Below are 20,628 nucleotides of genomic sequence, written 5' to 3'. Positions count from 1 at the left end.
GTGCCTGTCATCGCACGACGTCGCCTTTACGGACTGAATTGTGCGGGAGAAACCACAGGTCATACATCGACCAGCCAGCAAACTGTTGTTAAGCGGCAAATTCATGGAAGATGTTACCAATATGCCCCGTCGTGCGAAGCGTAGCGTACTGTTGCTGCAAGGCCTGATGGGTCCGCTGTTCCGCCGTCTTGGTCAGGGGCTGATGAAAGCCGGACATCGTGTTCACAAAGTCAACTTCAACGGCGGCGACCGGCTTTACTGGCGGCTGCCCGGTGGCATCGATTATCGTGGCACGCTGCAAGATTGGCCTGCCGCGCTTGAACAGATCATTGCCGAAAAACAGATCACCGATGTAATCCTGTTTGGCGACTGCCGCGATCATCACATGGCGGCAACGCAGGTGTGCCGCGCATTACAGATACCGGTGCATGTTTTTGAGGAAGGGTATGTCCGGCCCGATTGGGTGACGCTGGAAAAAGGCGGCGTGAACGGGCATTCCACCCTGCCGCGCGATCCGCAATGGTATCTGGATACGGCAGCCGCGCTGCCGCCAGTGCCCGAACACCGGCAGGTGGCATCGTCATTCCGCCGCAGGGCCACTGAAGGCCTGGCCTATAACGTGGCCGATGTGTTGACGCGGTGGCACTATTCGCACTGGAACAACCATCGCCCCTGGCATCCGCTGGTCGAAGGCATGGGGTGGCTGCGCAAACTGCGCCGGCGCAAAGTGCGTGATGCACAGGCCGCCGCGCTGATGGCGCGGATAGAGGCATCGGACGATCCTTATTTCCTGTTCCCGCTGCAGCTTGATTCTGATGCACAGATCCGTCTGCATTCACCGTTTGCCGGGATAGCCGAAGCATTGCGCGTGGTCGTCGCCTCGTTCGCCGCCCATGCTGCAAAAGGCACACGGCTGGTTGTGAAAGAGCATCCGCTGGATAACGGGGTGCGTGACTGGCAGCAGATCACCACCGACATGGCCGTGCGATACGGCGTGGCCGATCGGGTGGACTACCTTGCCAGCGGCGATATCGTGCCTGTGGCCCGGCGCGCGCAGGGCATGGTCACGATCAACAGCACCAGCGGAACACTGGGCCTGTCGATGGGCATCCCCGTAGTCGTGTTGGGCAGCGCGGTCTACGACATCGCCGGGATTACCGCACAGGACGGGCTGGACGCTTTCTGGCAACGCCCCCCTGCCCCCGATGCGCAGACTTATGCCGCGTTTCGCCGTGTATTGATCGACCGCTGCCTGATCCCCGGCGGCTTCTTTTCAGAAGAAGCGCTGGCGATGGTGGTACGCCATGCGGTCGCCCGGTTTGAAGGGGCCCCGATGGTTCCGGAGTGAAGGGGAGAGAGTCTTGCCCCTTACCCCGCCGCCTCCAGTCGCTGGACGAACGTGGCGATGGCATCCAGATCAAGGGGCGCATCACCTGACGGATCGGCAGCGGGCAATTGATGATATGCCAGTCTGTGCCCCATCGTGTCGCAGATGCCAGCATGCCACAGGTTCATTCGATCAGGCTGCATCAATATACCAAGCACGGCACCGGGCTGCGTAAACAATACCGAGTGCAACGCGCTGCCATCTTCACCCACGATCAGACGCGCTGCCGAAAAAGCATGGGCCTGCGCTGTCAGATCATGCTCTTCGGGATAGAAAATGGTGAAGCCCAGCGACGCCATCATATCTTCAAGTAGCGCATAGTCCGCCAGTGAGCGTTGCCCTGCCCATTTCTTGCGGCTGATGAACAAGCGCGTTGCCGGTGCAGGGGCCGCACTGCAGTTCATATGGTTGAAACGCGCGCGCAGTTCTGACCATGCAAGCCCATTTATCGGCTGGGCCAGCGCAAAGCCGCACTTCAGCCCGGTTGGCATGCGCATGTGATGATGTTCGGTCAGCAAATGTTGATATGAATCGACATGCGTAATCCCGACCGCCACCAGCAGGGTCTTCATCCAGTCGGTCAGATGATCGAAGACAAAACGGACATCATCACTTGCTGCCATGAACCGGGTGAGAACAAGCTGCGGCACAAGATCCAGCAACCAGTGGCCGAAAATCCCGTAACCGGGAGCTTTCATCATCACGATGTCATCGTCGCGACGTTCGGATTCACCGAAATCAGCAAGGAATGTATCGTCATTCAGCCATTGAATGAAACCCACATCGCTGGCTTCGATCCACCAGTTAAAATATTCCCGGCTCCAGTTTACGCTGTGGCCGATAAAGACAACGCCATTGTCGCAATCGACACGCAGACCATCACGGCCAAGGCACCATATCCGTTCAAACAGCAGTTCACCACAGGGGGCAATGGCATGCGCCTGCGCTGCCATGTCTTCATAGCCTGACCGCAATTGCTGATTATAAGGGTCGTCCAATACGAACAGGCGATCATCGGGCCGCAGCGTCCAGTTGCGCAAGAGCGGGCGATAGGACACCGCCGCCAAGGCAGCGGAAATTGCAGGATCATCCTGGTATGACTGAGGTATCCTGTCGGTAAATTTGCAGTCGAGTTCAACGATCTTGTAGATTTTCAGCATCTTGGAACTCTATTGAACAGCATTATGGCGCGCCTGAGCGCATATATTCGTCATGCGATTCCTGCGCTTCGACAAGGCTGGAATAGTGAGTCAGAACGCCACGGCGCAGCACGGAACCCCGCTCACAATGGTCAAAAAGAAAGCGCGCATCGTGCGAGACAATGATGAACGCGCGATCTGCACGCTTGCCGAAGAGTTCCTCCTGACAGCGCGCCTGAAAACGGGCGTCGCCAACGGCGAAAACCTCATCCAGAAGATAGCAGTCGAATTCGATCATCATGGATATGGCAAAGGCAAGCCGGGCGCGCATACCCGACGAATAGGTCTTGATCGGTTCGCGCAGATATTTGCCAAGTTGGGAAAAATCATCAACAAAGCCAAGCGCGTCTCGCCAGTCCTGCCCATAGATGCGGCAGATGAAACGGACATTGTCGACCCCGGTCAGGCTGCCCTGAAACGCACCGGAAAATGCAAGCGGCCACGAAATCCGCATCCGGGTATCGACATTACCGTTGGTCGGCATTTCGATACCACTAATGATGCGGATCAAAGTTGATTTGCCCGCGCCATTGCCCCCGATGATCGCCAGACGTTCGCCGCGCTTCACCTCAAGGTTAACGTCGGTCAGAACCTGAGTTGGCCCGTGCCCGGTCTTGTAGATCTTGTCGACATGTTCGAGGCGGATCATTCCGGAATAATCTCCCGGCTCAACTGTCGCTCAATCGACAAGCCCAAAATCGTCAGGATCATGTTCCACGACACGAGATATCCCAGATTGTAATGCGCGGTCACCTTGCTGCCGAAATAAGCCTCACGGATCATTTCGGTGCAGTGGACCATGGGAATCAGCAGCATCTTCTCTCGCGTGCCGGGCGGCAACGCATCTGCTAGGAACGCCGCGCCAGAAAGCGGGAAGAGTATGTAAGCAAGCGGATGCCAGAGCTTTTCGACAAGTTCGGATTTTTCCCCGACAGCACCAAGGAACAGCGCCAGCGAACCGCCGAACCATGCCGTAACCATCCACGCTCCGCACAGCGCCAGAATATCTTCTGGCGGATCCATATATCCTGTGAAACCGAAGAGCACGGTCAGAAAAAAGAACGAAGACGTGACGCTGATGAATTCCAGCAAAAGGCGTGACGCAAACAGATCGATCACGCGCACGTTACGGTGATACATCAGCGACAAATTGGACGAAACCGCCATAACCACGCGGTTTGGCATGTTGCGCCACAACAGAATGGTAGAATAGCCAGTCAGTGCGAATGCCATGATAGGCAGATTCGAACCATGGTTTGCACCAATGGCATACCAGAGAATTGTGACGCCGATGGTGAACATCATCGGTTCAACGTAAAGCCAGAACAAACCGATATTGTGGCGACCATACCGCGTCAGAACTTCGCGCAACATCAACGCCCATACCACACGAATCTGAATCGCCAGAGATCGCCGGAACGATCTGATACTAGCTGGCGGTAGCGTGTCCGTCATCAGTCACGGTGCTCAAACAGGCTGGCCAGCAGCATCTTGACGATGCCATACGCCAACAAACTGGCGACGAAAGTGGCCAGAATACCACGCCAGCGGCGAGGTTCGAGAGGGGCATCAGGGGTGTTGGGCGATACGATGCGTTCGACATAGGCCTGCTTGCGGCGGGCTTCGTTGCGCGCCTGTTCAAGCGAGGCGAGCGCGCTTGCCAGTTGCTTGTCGGCAAACGAGCTTTCCACCAGCAGGCGCTGATAGCGCACGGCGGTTCCGGCAAGCGAGCGGGAATTGCCGGCAACCTGCCCCAACTGCTGTTCGATTTCCTTCTGCAGCGCCACGGACTTGGTCTGCATGACCTCAATCTGCGGGTTGCGCGGCGTATATGTCCGCAACTGGACAAGCTGCATCTTGGTGGCGACCAGCTCGTCCTGAAGCTTTGACACCATCTGCAATTGCACTGCAGCCTGCTTTTCCGGATCGACCACACCTGCCTCATTTCGGTAGGCCGCCAGTGCCACCGAAGCTGCTGAGGCCTGACGCCTTGCTTCGTCGACTTCGGCAGTGGCGTAGCGGATAAGATCCTGCCGTCCGCGTTCGTTCAGCTTGTTTACCGTGGCTTCGGCCATTTCCAGCAGTCGCTGGTTGAACGCCACCGCCTGCTGCGGCGTATAGGCGCGCACGGTAAGCGTGCTGATCGAGGTGGAGGTATCGGTTTCGATCACCACCTTTTTCTGGAAATACTTGTAAAGACTTTCAAAGGAATCGAGCATTGGCAGCGGCGCGAAGCGATCGAAGATCGAAATGCTGCCAGCCGAATAGGCCGCCTTGAACGCCCCGCCCTTGTCCAGTTCACGCAAGGCATCGCGCGACTGCACGAATGTGCGGGCCGCATAGACTTCATCCCCGGAAGTTGAAAAACCAGCACTCTTGAGGATGACCCCCAAACCAGACGGGGCCGGTTTATCAGGGCTGCGCACAACGAATCTGGACTCCGAAATATAGACATCGGAGGCCAGAAAGCCGAAATACAGAATGGCCAAAGCGGTTGGCAGGACGATAGTCGCCAGAGCCAGCTTATTGATTCTTAGCAATTTATTCAGGCCGGAAGCAACCATGACAGGTTAAAAGTTCCTTGCTCCACCCCAAAGGGTATCTCAGATAGAAAACGCGACGGGCAATGGGCCAAAGAGCACTCTTTTGCAATGGGGCCGGTTGCAAAGTGCGCCGAACCGCGTTGTTTCCCAAGTGGAGCCTGACCAGCGCCTCGTACAAGTCCCATAAACCCGGCGGCAGGCAAGGCAGCGCAAACTTGGACCAAATTGGCGCATTCAAATTTCGCCGGATTCGTGTGACAGGCAAAATACGTTGAGTGGCGCGCTTCGTGCAATTACAGCGCGGTCCGCAATGAAAGGTTTAATGTGACTGTGCAGACTTCGAGCCGCAAGCCGGCGCCATTGGACGGCCACAACGCCGGACGCGACCACGCAGCGATCCGCATGCTTCGTGCTGCAGGGCTTGTCATGCTGCTGGCCGGAACCGCCGCATGTTCATCGCTGGGTGCCAGCGGTCCCAGCACAGGCGCGATCAACAAGGCCGATACGCGCCCGCTGGCAGATGCCCGGATCCAGATCGTCGACGTTTCCGACGCCGTAGCGCGCAGGATCATCGCCAGCGGCCAGACCGCACTGTTTTCCGACGCGCTGGGCGAAGGACAGCCGGTTGGCAATGTCATCGGCAAGGGCGACGTTCTGGACATTTCGGTATGGGAAGCTCCGCCAGCAGTGCTGTTCGGCTCGATCAGCAGTGATGCGCGCCTTGCATCGGCCGCATCGATGCGCAGCACCACCATTCCTGAACAGATGGTCGACACCACCGGCCGTATCGTCATCCCCTTTGCCGGTGCCCTGAACGTGGCCGGACGCAGCACGCATCAGGTTGAAAGCGACATCGTTTCCCGCCTTTCCGGCAAAGCGCATGACCCTCAGGCCATTGTGCGGATCGTACGCAACGCATCGGCCAATGTGACCGTTGTGGGAGATGTGGCAAGCAGCGCGCGGGTGCCGCTGACAGCACGGGGGGAGCGCCTGCTTGACGTGCTGGCAGGCGCGGGCGGCGTGCGCCAGCCAGTGGGCAAAACGATGATCCAGATATCCCGCAGCGACCGCACCGTATCGCTGCCGCTGGAACAGATCATCCGTGATCCGCGACAAAATGTGCGGATGCAGCCCGATGATGTGGTGACCGCCTATTTCCAGCCTTACAGTTTCATCGCCATGGGGGCGACCGGGAGCAATGCTGAAGTCAACTTTGAAAGCACCGGGATTACGTTGGCGCAGGCGCTTGGCCGCATCGGCGGGCTGCGCGATGACAAGGCCAACCCGCGCGGCGTCTTCATTTTCCGGCTGGAAGACCCTGCCGCGCTTGACGCTGCAAGCGCGGCATCGACGGCGCGAACGCCCGACGGCAAGGTTCCGGTCATCTACCGTATCGACCTTTCCGATCCCGCATCATTTTTCGTCGCGCAGGGCTTTCCGGTTCGCAACAAGGATGTGGTCTATGTATCAAGCGCGCCGGTTTCCGATCTGCAGAAGTTCGTGAACATTGTTTCATCGATGGCCTTCTCAATCGTGGGGATCACGAATATCGCCCAGTAAAATGCCCCAACAGTGATGCCAACGAGATGCATCCATATCTGAACGGTCAGATGTTGAATCATTTCGCAACGCCCGTTTCCCTGGCCGCTACTCACGCCAGGGAAACGAAGCATTTGGCATATGAATGGTTATTTCGGTCCATAGGCCCGGATCATTAGGGACCACACTGATCGCCGCCCTTTGCAAATTTTTGGAAAGGAATGCCGCACTGCGACAATCCACGACATGATTACTGGCTCGACAACAATCTACAGCTTTGCTGATCCTATTTCAGCGATTTTGACATAAGCCGCTTTATCGTGATCGGATCTTATGAAAACCAGTGAGACCTTGCAAAAAGCTGGGCGAACTCGTCGGGCAGCCGCTCAATCTGACCTTGCGCGAGAAAGTGACGGAACCCAGCGCTGAACGTGCCAAAACCATGGCCGACCATAAATTGCTGAGCCAGTTGCGCAACATCCTGATCGACTACATCAGGTTTTATGACCGCTATGCCTGATTGGCTGATGCCTGGTGCTTTCCGCCTGCGTCGTGCTTACCGGCAGCTTGCAAGTTCAGCATAGGCGCAGCTGATGTGATAGAGCGAACTGCCCGGTGCCAGTTCATCGAGCCAGTTGCCATCAGCGCCCAGTTTATCGCGCCACAGCCCCGGCGTTTCTACCGCATAATACTGTTCAAGCCCGCGCAGCGCAGCCACCACTTCGGCTGCCTCTGCACCATCGCCGCTACGGTGATAGCGCGATACCGCTGCCTTGATCCGCTCTGTCTGCGGCCAGAGCCGGGCCTTTCCGTCAGCGATCGCTCCATCTGTCAGCACTTCGTTGATCGCCACCCCGCGAACAGGGTCGATCCCCGTCTTGCGAGCAAAGCCGATCAGACGGCTGGCCACATCTTCGCCATGTACCCATCCAGCGCGCGCCAGACGATCGAACAGCCACGCCCATTCAAAGCAATGTCCCGGTTCGACGATGCGGCCCCGATCGCCCTTTGCGGGCGTCCAGTCCTGTTCGAAGTATTCAAGCAGCGCACCGGATGCCGGGTCGATAAACTTTCCTGCGGCCAATTCCGCAATACGATAGGCCAGGTCCTGAAACCTGCTCCGACCGCTCGCATCCCAAAGGGCCTGCGAAGCTTCGAACAGATGCATGTGCGGATTCTGCCGCCGGACCGACGGGTCCACAATCTCGCCTTCGGTAAAGCCGCCTGCAGGATGCGACCATTCCCGCTCAATAGTGTCAAACAAGGCTTCGGCAGCATCAAACCAGCGCGGTTCGCCCAAGGCTCCGCCTGCGGTACCAAGCGCGAACAGCACGAAGGCTTGATCGTAAAGGTCAGCCCGCGCGTCCGCCACCGATGCATCGGCGGCAAGTCGATGGACAAAGAAACCGTCAGGCCTGCGCGCATTGTTCAGCAAAACCTCGACAGTCTGCGTCACGAGTTCGCGCCATGGACCATTCCAGCCCATGCGACCAATCCCACAAAAGGCATAGATGTGCCGCGCCTGCACAAACGTACGGAAATAGCTGCTGTCCGGCTCGCCCGTCAGAGTCATGCGTTCGGCGAACAGACCCGATGCGGTGCGTCCTCGCTCAGCCCACAAAGGCGCCGCAACGTCGCACAGCCAGTTGCAAGCGCGATCAGCGGCAATCTGCAATTCAGCGTGGGGCTGCAGGGCAATCTGGTCAGTCGTCATGGTCAGGCAGTCTCTGCTAGGTTGGCGTCATTCAGGCGATCAAGGTGCGGGACAAGGAAATGTTCCAGATTGCCACCAGTGAAATGAAATGCGGCAATTCCAGCAGCTTGTGCTGCGGCCAGATCCGTTGGCTGATCGCCCACCAGCAAGCTGCCCGCAGGATCGACAGGCCAGCCCTGCATCAGGTCGAGCAACATGCCGGGATTCGGTTTGCGCCAGGGATGCGCAGCGCGATAGCAGTCCACATTGCCATCGGGATGGAAAGGGCAATAGCGCCAGTCATCAATCGTGGCCCCCTGCGCACGCAAGGCCGCAGCCATGGCATTATGCAGGTTCAGAACATCAGCCTCGGTATAGAAACCACGCGCCACGCCGGCCTGATTGGTCACGACGAACACGTAGTAACCCAGATCGTTGGCCCTGCGGATGGCCGTAGCCACGCCATCGATCCAGCGCACACGATCAAACGAGCCGACGTAATCGTCATCATGATTTATCACGCCGTCCCGGTCGAGAAACAACGCTGGTCGACGCTGCTGTGCCGGAATGGATTGCTGGGCGGCGGCAAAGGTTTCGGGGATGCCAATGTCGAGAAAGAACCCCGCATACCGCGCTGCACGCAGTTCCCCGCGCACGACCAGTTCAGGCAGAAGATCGTTTTCGATCGAGAACTTGCCAGAAAAGCCATCAAGATCGGTGCGACGAAGAACATAGACGCCGCCATTGATTGCGGCGGGCCTTGCCCCTTGTCCACGCGGCACGATGGCTGTCACCTGCCCGTCTGGCGCGATCTCAAGGCTTTCGTAGCGGTCGGCCAGCGGAACTTCCCGAACCGCGATTGCCGCTCCATCGCCCGCAGTTTCCACCAGATCCAGCCAGTTGAAATCAAACCAGGTATCCCCGTTCAACAGGATGAAACGATCATCCAGCAGATCGCCCGCGTGAGCCAGCGCCCCCCCTGTGCCGAGCGGTTCATCCTCGACCGAGATTTCCACCTTGCAACCGGACGGCAAGCGCGTGCGCAATTCGTCCACGTAATCGGCAACGACGTCTGCCTTGAAGCCTGCCAGCAGCAGAATGTTGGTGAACCCGCGCCGGACCGCTTCACGAATGAGAACATCGATGAAGGGTTTGCCGCCAACGCCCAACAGCGGCTTTGGCGTTTCACGGGTCAATTCGCCCAGCCGCGTGCCCAGTCCGCCCAGCAGGATAACGCATTGCGTTGTTGCCACCGTCGCTCCTACCGCCGCGCTCATCGAACCGCCCAGGCTTCTGCGCCTTCGAACGTCAGCTTGACCGCACTGGCTTCACCGCCATGCTGATTCAGTTTGCGGATCAGGCCATAGCGCCGTTCCGGATCGGCCAGCAGCATGATGAAACCACCGCCGCCTGCCCCCGATACCTTGCCCGCCCAAGCACCGTTTTCAAGCGCCACTTCAAGCAGCGTATCAACCGTAGAATTGCTGACCGATGCCGCTGTACGCTTTTTTGCCAGCCAGGATTCCCGCAACACATCAGCCATGCCGGGAATATCGCCGGACAGGATGCTTATTTTCATGCGATGCGCTTGCTGCTTGAGATCGTGCATCGCGGCCAGCGTTTCATCGTTGTAGATCTTCAGCCCGCCAATCTGATCCTTGATGATATCGGCGGATTCCCGTGATTGGCCGCTGAAGCAGATCACTAGCGAGGATTCGAATTCATTGAGATGGTCACGCCGCAAGCGCAGCGGATTGACGATAACCCCTGCTTCATCCTTGAGAAATTCGATAAAGTTGAAGCCGCCAAACGCAGCAGCATACTGATCCTGCATCCCGCCCAGCAGACCCAGATGCCGCCGTTCGATATCATAGGCCAACCGCGCCACGTCATATGGTCCCAGCGGAAGCTGCATAGCAAGGGCGTGAGCCTCGATCAGCGCAACCGTGAGGGCGGACGACGCTCCCAACCCTGATCCTGCCGGAACGTCGATGGTGGTGGTGATTGTCATCGGAACCGCCTGACCACCGTTATATTCGGTCATCATGTGATGATAGACCGCACGGTGCAGGCACAGGCCCTGCCGGATGTCAAAATCAAGCGAGCAGGGCAGGCTTTCCTCGGTGCCCAGATCGTCGGCTTTCAGCACGATCCCGCCCTCGCGGTGTCGCGTCAGATGCGCGTAGGCATAGCGATCAATCGTGGCATTGAGCACGACCCCGCCGTGATGGAAGCAATAGTCGGCAAGATCCGTTCCGCCACCGCCCAGCCCCAGCCGCAAAGGTGCGCGCGAACGCACATTATCAAAAACAATCGCCATCAATACACCCGGTGGTTCATGTGAAGGCTGATAAGTCAGCCGAATATTGATTCAAACGTGCGCGACATCGCCTGCTGGGAGTAATGCTCCTTTACAAAGGCAATCGCTGCCAGCGCGCGATCCGTGGCCGCAGGACGTTGCGCTGCGGCCTGCACCATTCGGGCAAACGCAGCAGGTTCATTGCCAAGGAACAGAATTTCGCCAGACGTATCAATGCCCTGCGCTCCCACATCCGTAGTCACCACCGGCACACCATAAGCCATGGCTTCCACGACCTTACCCTTGACCCCGGCACCGAACCGCAGTGGGGCAATCACAATATCCGCATCTTCATACAGGGCCTGCAAAGTCTCATCACTGACGAACCCGATGACGTTGATGTCATCCGCGCCCAGCGCCATGATCCCTTCGTTCGCGTTCGACCCGACAACATCAAGCTGGAAGCTGAAGCCCGAAGCCCGCAGGATTGGCGCGATCTCCCGGCAGAACCATATGATGCCATCGACGTTGGGCTGGTGAGCAAAACCGCCAACAAACAACAGACGAGCGTTCCCTTCACGCCGTGGTGCATTCCGCACACGATTTTCGGCGGCGGCCAGATTTCCATCGAGATAACGGTAGGCCGGAATGGCGACAGACTGCGTACGCGCACTGACCAAACCGGCCATGACTGCGGCTTCATCCTGGCTGGGATACATCACGACGTCCGAGCCGTTGCATACCGACAGTTCCAGATCCTGCATCGCCTGAATATCGGGCGCTTTCACATTCTTGCCTTCAAGTTCAGCCTGCGCCGCCATCCTGCGGAAATGGATATCGTGGCCGTAATAGACCAGCTTTGCGCGGGAATGGGTGCGCACCGCCTCAACATAATCCTTCGCGATATGTGGGCGGCTGAGCAGGACGGCATCGTAGAGATCCTGCCGATTGCGGATGAAGTCGGCAAAACCGTCACGGAACGCAGGGCCATAGATCACTTCGACGCCCATGCGTTGCAGTTGCGGCGTATAATGAGGATCGCGCCACAGATTGTCAGGCCAGAACGTGACCGCCCAGTCATCATTCAACAGGGTGCGAATGAAGTCGAACATGGTGCGCGATCCGGCATCCCGATCAAACTGCGGCACATAGTGATCGACGATCAGGATATGTCGCTTGTCGAACGAACGGTCGCGCGCGCGCAGCACGTTTTCGGCATTGGGATAATGATCGCGTTCCAGCACCGTGCGCCACCGATCAAGCAGACGCTGCTGATTGGCGACCTGATAGGCCTTGATCCCGGAAGACAGATCGCGGCCATGGCTGCGACCTTCATGGTGGATCACCTCGGATTCAGGACTGAACAGCGTTCTGTAACCTGCATCGCGCAAGCGGAAGGCAAGGTCGGAATCCTCGCAATATGCCGGGGTATAGGCAGGATCGAAACCGCCGACCTTGCGCCAGATATCGGCCGGAATGGCAATGGCTGCGCCCGAACAATAATCGGTATCCTTGAGATAGCTAAACTCAGGCGCGCGCGCATTCTGGTCACGTCCGAAATTCCAGGCAGATCCGTCCCGCCAGAATATCCCGCCAGCTTCCTGAAGCGACCCGTCCCAGTTGATAAGCTTCGACCCGGTAAGCCCCACATTGTCATGCGTCGCAAACGGAGCCAGCAATCCGTTCAACCACCTTGGCAGGACAAGCGTGTCATTGTTGAGCAGGACAACGAACCGCCCCTCAGCAACCTTTGCCGCCTCGTTGCAATTGCCCAAGAACCCAAGATTGCGCGGTTGCCGCACATAACGGACCATGCCGCCAATGGCGGGGATGATCGTGGCTGTGGCGTCGGTCGATCCATCGTCTGCAACGATGATTTCAAAGCTGTGGTCCGTGTCCTGTTCCAGCAGCGAAACCATGCACAGCAGGGTATCAAGGATATTGTTGTAAACCGGGATGACGACCGATGCATCCGGCCGGGCACCAATGGTCGCACAGCGCGCCTTGGCCAGTGTACTTGCCCTGCCCACCAGCGCCGCGAACGCTTCTGAACCTGCGAACTCTTCTGGCTCGTCGGCGTATTGCGCCATGACGGAATAAAGATACCAGTAAAGGACGAGCGCGTCTTCGCCATACCCTTCAATCACGAAATCGCGCAGTGATTGCGGCGGCCAGTAATCGTTCAGCGGCGGAGGCGGCCAAGTGCCCGCGCCCGCACGCGATGCAGGCGCCGCTGCATCGCCATCGGGACCATTTTCCGGCGCTTCGGTCAGGAAATATTCGACAAGCGAGCGGTTGCGCGACGATGCCGGTACAAAGCGCTGCCAGTTGGTGTCCGCCGAACGGAACTGCGCCTCGCGTCCTTCGAACTGGCCAAACGCTGCAAAATGCGTCAGCGGTTCTGCCCCCGCCTCATCCACGTCACGATAACGATCAAGGTAGGCGCGCGGATCAAACAACGGGTTGGGCCAGCGGCCTTCCTTCCAGCCCAGTTCAAGATAGTGATCGAGCGGGCTTCCCGACCATGCGCGCATGACATCAGGATTCTGGTGCAGATACCAGTCATTGGCGAACAACGGATGAGGCTGCCGACCTTCGCGCCAGCCGTGCATGCAATAATGCTGAAGCGGCGAAACACCGCTTTGCACCACATCGGGATAACGTGACAGATACCCTGCCGCATCGAACAGGGGATGCGGCGCGATGTGGTGCAACTGCGGATCGGCAACAAACCGCGCAAGGGTTATCCCGGTCAGGCCAGGCACCTGCTTTTCCACCCACCCCGCATCGAACGCTGCCGTGCGGAACAGCGCGACCGGCAGCCCAAGCTTGCGCTTCAACGCAGCCATGCCGCTCACCTTTGCGGGATCGGCCGGCGGAATTCGGCCATGGATGGATTGGCTGGCAAGCGCGAGGCCCGCATGAACCCGTCGATGCGCAGCGACAAAGCGCTTACGGGCAGCGGCATGTTCGGCCTGAAGTTCAGGTGATGATGCAGCGAGCGACGTATCGCTCTGCGCATTTGCCGTAGGGTTTGCCTTGACTCGCGCCAACTCCTCCGCGTGCTTTTCAGACAATTGTCGGATTGCCTGACGCATTTCCTCTTTGCCCTGACTGATCCGCAGTTCCGCAGCGGCCAGATCAGCTAAAAACTTTGTCTGGGCAGACCGCGCAGCCTGCTCGGCCTGCCGCGTGATTTCGGCCAGCTTCTCTTTGAAAAGAGCCGCGTCCTGTTCTGCATGCGCTTGTGCCCGCAAGGCATCCTCGGCGGTCCGGCGAAGCTCTGCGCCCTGTCGTTCGGCTTCGGCCACCCGGCCCCGCATCGCTTCCAGATCAGCCAGTTGCACCCGCTGAGTCGCCAGCGTGTCGCCCAGCCTGAACATGGCTTCGATCAACGAGGGAGCATCGGCACCCACATCACTACCAGTCGCCTGACGCAGCAATCGGGACATCACATCGAAATGCTGCCCCAGTTCACGCCCGATGCTTTCGCGCTGCAGATCCAGCGCATTTCCGATGGTGGCCGTTGCGCTGCGAAGATCCTCGATGCGTTCGGCAAGCGCAGACTTTTCCTGCTCCGTCCTGGCAATGGCTTCGCGCGATGTTTCCAGATCCTCACGCGTGCGCACGACATCGGCACGCAGGACCTCATCCTCTTCGTGCAACTGCGATGCCCAGGCCATGACCTTCTCATGTTCCAGCCACAGATCGTCTTCGCGCGCATAATACAGGCTGGATGCGCTTGCCGCCGCTTCAACGGGCGCGTCCGAACAGGCTGCCAGCACATATTCGGCATCGTTGAGCCATAGATCTCCGTTGTCAATTGCGGGCACGGCCGCATCGTCGACCTGCCCGTGGTAGATCTTTGCCGCAGCCAGATTTCTTGCCGTAGCGCCCCCGTCAAGATCAAACCCAACGGACACCAGCGCCATCCGCGTTCCGGTAAAGTGGACTTCGCGGAAATGGCGCGAAAGCAGCCGGCGAAACTCCGGCACATCCATTTCTGAAACGTGAAAGATGTTTGGCTGCTTGTAACGATTGTAAACGGGCTTGTTGGGGGTGGAGACAAGGAACAGGCCGCCATCGGCCAACACGCGCCGCGCCTCGGCAATCAGGCCGTCATGATTCTCGACATGTTCGATCATCTCATTCGCGATGACGACATCGAACGACCCGTTTTCGAACGGCAGGTCATAACAGTCTGCGCTGAGGTATTTTGCACCGCTCTGCCCATAACGGGCTTTGGCGGTACGAATGGCATCAAAGCTTATGTCGACACCGGTAATGTCTGCAGCAGCCTGTGCCAACAGTGCGGTGCCATAACCGGTGCCACATGCCAGATCGAGCACCCGCTTGCCCGCGACACGATCCCTGCACAGCGCATAGCGGTGCAAGTGCTCATAGGCGATCCGACCCCGAAACTGGGCAAGATCAAAGCGTTCAAGTTCGGTCGCCATAAGGAAATTTCCGTAATGATATCGATAGTTCCGATCGAAGATCGGCTCTACTTAGCTGGTCAATAGCAATTGGCCTGTGGCAGTCCAGCCACGTTACGCCAACTAGTTCAACCAATTCGGCGCTGTCGCATGGCTAACAGCAATGTCCGCAGCCGCGCCCGACGCAGGCCATGCCACATCACCTCCCGGCTTTCGCGTCTGCCCAGCAGGCCAGGCTCCAGCGATGCCAGAACAGCTTCAAACTCACGCTGGGGCATATCCGTCATCATGTTGAAAACACCATGAAATCCGAACTCACCCCCGCACTTCTGCGTGCGTTCATAGGCAAATTTCAGCGCAATATCGGTTGACGCGAACCGGATGCCATGGCGCGTTTCAAGCAAAGCGCGGTGTGTGCGGCAGATCAGAGTATCTTCCGCTTCGGCAGGACTTTGCGGTAGTAATCGGGTTGCATCGAGCAGCCGTTTGGAGCGCAGTGAAAAACCCCCGTTCCCAACCGCATGGCCATCATCAAACTGCGGCCAGGGCGCGCCGATATAGTCATAGTCGAGAAAGCCGTCATGCCAGCACCGACCGTCCAGCACGTAACCGTCCCATTGCACCACCAGCGCATGCGACGTTTGAATATGATCGGTCAGTCGATGTTGCATGAACAGCGAATAATCGGATCTTGATCGCAACGGTTCGATCCGCGCCCATTTAAAGTGTTCTGGAAAACCGTCAGGTTTGCGATCTGACAGCAGCTTTACCGAACCAAATCGCGCCTGCCTGGCAGAGGCGTGCAATGCCTTCAAGGTAGCATCAAGTGCCACACTTGTCACCGCAACAAGGGTAACCTGCGCCAGATCAGGCCTGAATGTCAGAACGTCAGCAGGCATTGTTCGGACGATCTCGAAAAAAGCGGACTGTAGTGCGGGTCGCGCCATTCCGCGCTGCGCCAACGCGCCTGAAAACGCGACAATTCTCCGTTAAACCGCAAAAGGTTGGCTGGTGCATAGTCACTGCCGCGAGAGACGGATTCATGGTGGATCAGGCTGACGGACGGAACGTAGAGATTCCGCAAGCCAGCCGCCTGCAACTTCAGGCAGAAGTCCACATCGTTGAATGCCACCGCAAATGCATCGGCATCAAGCCCCCCGACGTTCATATAGGCTTCCCGCCGGACGACAAGGCAAGCCGCCGTCACTGCTGATACCGAACGCAGCGCCCCATGCCATGCCAGATGTTCGTGCATGCCGGGCATGGCATGACGGCTGACATGCCCTGCCGCATCGCCAATGCCAATGGCAACGCCTGCATGCTGAATGGTGCCGTCAGGATAGGTCAGCGTCGGGCCGACTGCGCCGATGTCGGATCGCAAGGCGAACCGCACAAGCGAGGCAAGCCACTGGCCATCGGTAGCTTCGACATCGTTGTTCAGCAGACACAGCACGTCACCACTACTGCGCGCCACAGCCCGATTGTTGAGCGCGGAAAAATTAAATGGCCCGTCATCGCGCAGCACGATAGCCCGACCGCTTTGTTCCAGTTCTTCCACAAGGGAAAGGGCATCGGCTTCAGCCGATCCATTGTCCACGATGACCAGTTCGGTCCGCCCGGGATAATCGAGCAAGTCCAGCCCTGCGACACATGCGCGCAACAGATGCGCCTTGTCGCGCGTCGGCACGATAATCGAAACCGAAGGCCACGATACCGGAGCAGGCGGCTGCGGATCGAGAAAGCGGGAGCGCGCGGGATCTTGGCTAAATTCAATTGGCTCAGACCAGCAGTTGCCGACGATCTGCCGCCATTGATCCTGCGAAACAAAGCCGTCCGCGACCGCAGCATGGCTGAGAACCATCGGAATATGCACTGGATCGTGGGGTACTCCACCCGCAACCAGTAACATCAGCGCGGTCGCGACCGATTGCAGCGAAATTTCAACGTCGAGGATTTCTGCAGGCAACATGTCCACAGCCTTGCCCGATATCGCGCAGGCCCCGCTCAGACTGTCGCGCGCAAGGTAATGCCAGACATCCCATTCTCCTTTGATCCACGGGTCAGAGCGTCCGCCAGCAATGATCTGATCGGAATCCCAGAACAGAACGGACGCATCGGCACTTTTTTGCACAGCAGCGCCGATTACCGCGCTTGCCAAGGGCGAAATGCCGTCGCCAGCCCTGACCGGGATGATCCACGCCGGGGTTGATCCGGCGCGATCTTTCGTCAGGAATACCTGCCGCAATGTGCCCGCACCTTCATCATCGATCGGCACGCAACCCGGAACCGCGACGCCGCAGGTGAGGATGACACAATTCTTTCCGAACGCGAGCCGGAGGCTGTTGGCGCTGCGAAGGGCGGCTGCGGAATCATCCGGCGCACCAATTATGATGCAACATGGTGCAAGGACCGGGGCTGACGAACCACCCACCCCGCACCAGGCCTTTATCAGATCGGGTTCCGCTGACGCGGCCCAACGACGATAATAATCGCCATGGCGGGACGCCGCGCGGCACAGCATGTTCCACCCCCGCACACGCTTGCCGCGCGCAATATTCCCAAGCCCGGCCAATGCTTCGCGCTTTGCGACGGCAAATGCCATGCCCACGATTGCCAGAAACCCCGAAGCGCTGCGCCATGGCACCGGCTTTCTGCGCACCGGTGCTGCGTTCGTTTTCGAAGCTCGCATCAGCGCAAACGATAAGCCAAAAGGAGGGGGCTAGGCACTTTGCAGGCCATTGGTCAGGCCGGCCGCACCAATACGCATGATCCCGCAGGATCGAACGTAATATCGGCCGCGCTGCCCGCTACGGCACAATCTCCCGGATGGATTGGAATGGCAGACGCCCACATTTCGCCTTTTCGCGGGATCACGATGCATGGACCTGCATATTGGGCCAGAATTGCCGGATCAGGCAAGCCATCGCACCGATGCGCCACGATGAAAGCATTGGACACCAGTTCCACCGTGCCGGCATGAGGCAAATGGCGCCGCAATGCAGGATCGTGAGGTGTCCCTCTGGCCACCACCAATCCCTTTTCCAGATGCAGTTCACGCGGGCGACCATAATCGTAAAGGCGATAGGTGATGTCGCTGTTCTGCTGAATTTCCACCAGACTGACGCCTGCACCAATCGCATGGACGGTGCCGGCAGGAATATAGAAGAAATCCCCCGCCCGGACCGGATACCAGACCAGCATATCCTCGATTGTGCCATCCAGCGCCGCACGCCGAATGGTTTCAGCATCGACCTCTTCGCGAAAACCGATGCCAAGCGTCGCATCCGGCTCGGCATCTATAACCAGCCAGCACTCTTCCTTGCCGCGATCGCTTTCACCAAGACTTTGCGCCTGCGCGTCGGACGGATGCACCTGCACCGACAGCTTTTCGCTGGTGAAGATATATTTCACCAGCAGCGAAGGCAGCGCTGCGGGCGGCTCGAACCACACCTCGCCAATATGGCAACCGGCTGGCGCGGTGAAAGGCGGCGGCAGGCAATCGCGGCCCCAGGGCTTTTCCACCCAACGCCTGGGCAGGAGGGTCACTGCGAAATGGCCCCCGAAAGTTTGCCGACACCTTGCGCGCCTTCCGGCGTGCAGATCAGCACCTCGTTCCCGTCAACCACCACGATCAGGTCGGATACCCCCACCGCGGATACACGCGGACCATCGCTCATTACCAGCACATTGCTGCAATCGCGCAAATCTGCGGTGCCACGCACGGTATTGCCAGCGTCATCACGCTCCAGTGCTTCGTGCAGCGCCTGCCAATTGCCGATGTCGGACCATGCCATGACTGCCGGAACCATCGCGGCACGATCGGTATTTTCCATCACGGCATAATCCACCGATTCGCTGCGGACCTGCGCAAAAGTTTCGGCATCAGGATGGATGCGCGGGCCATCGGTCACGCCCTTGTCCATGGATTGGCGAACGACAGCGAGAATTTCGGGACGATAACGGCCCAGCTCTTCAATGAAGGTGCCGACACGGAAAGCAAAAATGCCCCCGTTCCAAGCATATTCACCGCTGGCGAGAAACTCCATTGCGCGGGCAAGATCCGGCTTTTCAACAAACCGTTCAACGCGCCGACCGGTCGTTTGGCCAATTCCTTCGCCCTGCTTCAGATACCCGAATCCAGTTTCCGGTGCGGTTGGCGTGATGCCTATCGATACCAGCCAGCCTTGTCCCGCAAGTTCAGCCGCTTGCATCGCAGCGCTTTGAAATGCCTGCACATCTCCGATATGATGATCGCTTGGGCAGACCAGCATGATGGCATCTTGTGGCAAGGAAAGCGCAGCAAGGGCAATGGCGGCGGCGGTATTGCGTCCCTCCGGCTCCACGATAATCCGCGTGTAGTCCGGTTCGGGCACCTGCTGTTCAACATAGGCGAGATGTTCCGCACCAGTCACCACCAACGGATCGCCGAAGCCGACGTCGCGGGCGCAACGCAGCAGTGTAGCGGTGAAAAGCGTTGTATCGCCCACAAGCGGCAGGAACGGCTTGGGCTTGCTTTTGCGGGACTTCGGCCAAAGCCGGGTGCCACTTCCCCCGCAAAGAACAACTGGAACGATATCGATCATCTGTAGCCTAGCATGAAAGTCTTTTTCGCGCACCACAGATTGCGCCATTAGGCACATTGCAGCCGCATTGCCAGAACATCGAACGCAGCAATGGCAACGAAAACGGTTGAGAAAGCTGCAAACTGCCCCATTCCGGGCCTCTGCAACCCGCATGACGAGCCTGCATCAAGGCGCAAACCAGCGTTGTTCCCAGCCATAGGTTGATGATACCGGCTGTCCAGTAGCGTCGGTTGCCGGGCGGAAGCGGAAGCGGTCTTTTGCAAGTTTGCAGGTTGTTGCGTCGGCGTCCGGCACGCCGCTGGGGCGATAGACCTTGCAGTCGGAAACGCGGCCGTCAGTGCCGACGGTCAGCACAATGACCACGCGCTTGCCGATGCGGTCCCGCTGGCTTTTGGCGGGATAATCGCGGGTTGAGCGGATGTCGCCTGCGATCTTTTCGGCCTTGCGCGCCAGTCCGCCACCAAAACCGTTGCCACTGACCCCGCTGCCAGTTCCTGATCCTGCATCGCCGCCGCCAGTGCCCATCCCTTGCGCCGCTGCGCCAGAGCGCACATCGTTGCCGGTGGACGCGACAGGCGGGGCGGGAGCGGGTTTGGCCGACACGCGTGCTTTGGCAATCACGGGCTTGGCCACCGCCTTCTTGCCTTGCGCGCCCGATGCGCCTGCAGGATCGGGCGTAGTTGGGCTGGGCGCGGGTTGGGGCTTTTCCAGCGGCACATCAAAGGTCTGCGTTGTGAACGGGTCCGCGATGATCTGTGTCAGCGCAGGAACGCCGCCAAAGCCGTGGATCACCGCCCACAGTACGCCAAGGTGCAACAAGATGGCCAGTCCGGTTGCAAACAGCCGTTCACACCCATTGCCGCGCCGATCAGCATAGCGTTCATCGCGGGGCGCTGCACCTTGCATCATACCCGCAACATAGGCGCACGTTTTCCGAAGATGTAGCCCC

Annotated in this window: 16 protein-coding genes; 3 read left to right on the top strand and 13 right to left on the bottom strand. The window is 58.6% G+C overall.

What is annotated here, in order from left to right; translation table 11 throughout:
- Window positions 1–103 precede the first annotated feature (103 nt).
- Entirely contained in the window at window positions 104–1,348 is a 1,245-nt protein-coding gene (locus OVA07_RS08085) for a capsule biosynthesis protein (RefSeq protein WP_268170942.1), read from the top strand.
- Between the two features lie 20 nt (window positions 1,349–1,368).
- On the opposite strand, the gene OVA07_RS08080 is transcribed toward OVA07_RS08085, so the two are convergent.
- The 4 genes from OVA07_RS08080 to OVA07_RS08065 are packed head-to-tail and all read right to left on the bottom strand — an operon-like array spanning window position 1,369 to window position 4,910.
- Window positions 1,369–2,547 (bottom strand): glycosyltransferase family 61 protein, encoded by a 1,179-nt coding sequence (locus OVA07_RS08080; protein WP_268170941.1) that lies wholly within the window; start codon window positions 2,545–2,547, stop codon window positions 1,369–1,371.
- 22 nt (window positions 2,548–2,569) lie between these two features.
- On the bottom strand, window positions 2,570–3,235 hold the full coding sequence (locus OVA07_RS08075; RefSeq protein ID WP_268170940.1) for an ABC transporter ATP-binding protein: 666 nt from the start codon (window positions 3,233–3,235) through the stop codon (window positions 2,570–2,572).
- Window positions 3,232–4,041, bottom strand: coding sequence for an ABC transporter permease (locus OVA07_RS08070; RefSeq protein ID WP_268170939.1), 810 nt, complete (start codon window positions 4,039–4,041; stop codon window positions 3,232–3,234). The genes OVA07_RS08075 and OVA07_RS08070 overlap by 4 nt, the downstream gene beginning before the upstream one ends.
- On the bottom strand, window positions 4,041–4,910 hold the full coding sequence (locus tag OVA07_RS08065; protein WP_326493116.1) for a hypothetical protein: 870 nt from the start codon (window positions 4,908–4,910) through the stop codon (window positions 4,041–4,043). Before OVA07_RS08065 ends, OVA07_RS08070 begins: the two co-directional genes overlap by 1 nt.
- Before the next feature lie 621 nt (window positions 4,911–5,531).
- On the opposite strand from OVA07_RS08065, the gene OVA07_RS08060 reads away from it, so the two are divergent.
- Window positions 5,532–6,689 carry a polysaccharide biosynthesis/export family protein gene (locus OVA07_RS08060; protein WP_268170937.1) on the top strand — a complete coding sequence of 386 codons (1,158 nt, stop codon included), beginning with the start codon at window positions 5,532–5,534 and terminating at the stop codon, window positions 6,687–6,689.
- Window positions 6,690–7,011: 322 nt separating this feature from the next.
- A complete protein-coding gene (locus tag OVA07_RS08055) occupies window positions 7,012–7,188 on the top strand; it encodes a hypothetical protein (RefSeq protein WP_268170936.1) in 177 nt (58 codons plus the stop codon).
- A gap of 36 nt (window positions 7,189–7,224) precedes the next feature.
- On the opposite strand, the gene OVA07_RS08050 is transcribed toward OVA07_RS08055, so the two are convergent.
- From OVA07_RS08050 to OVA07_RS08010, 9 genes are all read right to left on the bottom strand, one after another.
- On the bottom strand, window positions 7,225–8,382 hold the full coding sequence (locus OVA07_RS08050) for an AGE family epimerase/isomerase (protein ID WP_268170935.1): 1,158 nt from the start codon (window positions 8,380–8,382) through the stop codon (window positions 7,225–7,227).
- Window positions 8,383–8,384: 2 nt separating this feature from the next.
- Window positions 8,385–9,638 carry an HAD-IIIA family hydrolase gene (locus OVA07_RS08045; protein ID WP_268170934.1) on the bottom strand — a complete coding sequence of 418 codons (1,254 nt, stop codon included), beginning with the start codon at window positions 9,636–9,638 and terminating at the stop codon, window positions 8,385–8,387.
- Window positions 9,635–10,681 (bottom strand): GHMP family kinase ATP-binding protein, encoded by a 1,047-nt coding sequence (locus OVA07_RS08040; RefSeq protein ID WP_268170933.1) that lies wholly within the window; start codon window positions 10,679–10,681, stop codon window positions 9,635–9,637. The genes OVA07_RS08045 and OVA07_RS08040 overlap by 4 nt, the downstream gene beginning before the upstream one ends.
- 35 nt (window positions 10,682–10,716) lie before the next feature.
- A complete protein-coding gene (locus OVA07_RS08035; protein WP_268170932.1) occupies window positions 10,717–15,117 on the bottom strand; it encodes a methyltransferase domain-containing protein in 4,401 nt (1,466 codons plus the stop codon).
- Between the two features lie 107 nt (window positions 15,118–15,224).
- Window positions 15,225–15,995 carry a DUF5672 family protein gene (locus OVA07_RS08030; protein ID WP_268170931.1) on the bottom strand — a complete coding sequence of 257 codons (771 nt, stop codon included), beginning with the start codon at window positions 15,993–15,995 and terminating at the stop codon, window positions 15,225–15,227.
- The gene (locus tag OVA07_RS08025; protein WP_268170930.1) at window positions 15,977–17,698 is read right to left on the bottom strand and encodes a glycosyltransferase family 2 protein; all 1,722 of its coding nucleotides are present in this window, start codon (window positions 17,696–17,698) and stop codon (window positions 15,977–15,979) included. The genes OVA07_RS08030 and OVA07_RS08025 overlap by 19 nt, the downstream gene beginning before the upstream one ends.
- Window positions 17,699–17,838: 140 nt before the next feature.
- The gene (locus OVA07_RS08020) at window positions 17,839–18,642 is read right to left on the bottom strand and encodes a class I mannose-6-phosphate isomerase (RefSeq protein ID WP_268170929.1); all 804 of its coding nucleotides are present in this window, start codon (window positions 18,640–18,642) and stop codon (window positions 17,839–17,841) included.
- Window positions 18,639–19,679 carry a mannose-1-phosphate guanylyltransferase gene (locus tag OVA07_RS08015; RefSeq protein WP_268170928.1) on the bottom strand — a complete coding sequence of 347 codons (1,041 nt, stop codon included), beginning with the start codon at window positions 19,677–19,679 and terminating at the stop codon, window positions 18,639–18,641. Before OVA07_RS08015 ends, OVA07_RS08020 begins: the two co-directional genes overlap by 4 nt.
- Before the next feature lie 165 nt (window positions 19,680–19,844).
- Window positions 19,845–20,588 (bottom strand): TonB family protein, encoded by a 744-nt coding sequence (locus tag OVA07_RS08010; RefSeq protein WP_268170927.1) that lies wholly within the window; start codon window positions 20,586–20,588, stop codon window positions 19,845–19,847.
- Window positions 20,589–20,628 lie beyond the last annotated feature (40 nt).

The sequence above is a fragment of the Novosphingobium sp. SL115 genome (genome assembly GCF_026672515.1).
GTDB lineage: Bacteria > Pseudomonadota > Alphaproteobacteria > Sphingomonadales > Sphingomonadaceae > Novosphingobium.
This window is presented reverse-complemented; position numbering and strand designations above follow the sequence as displayed.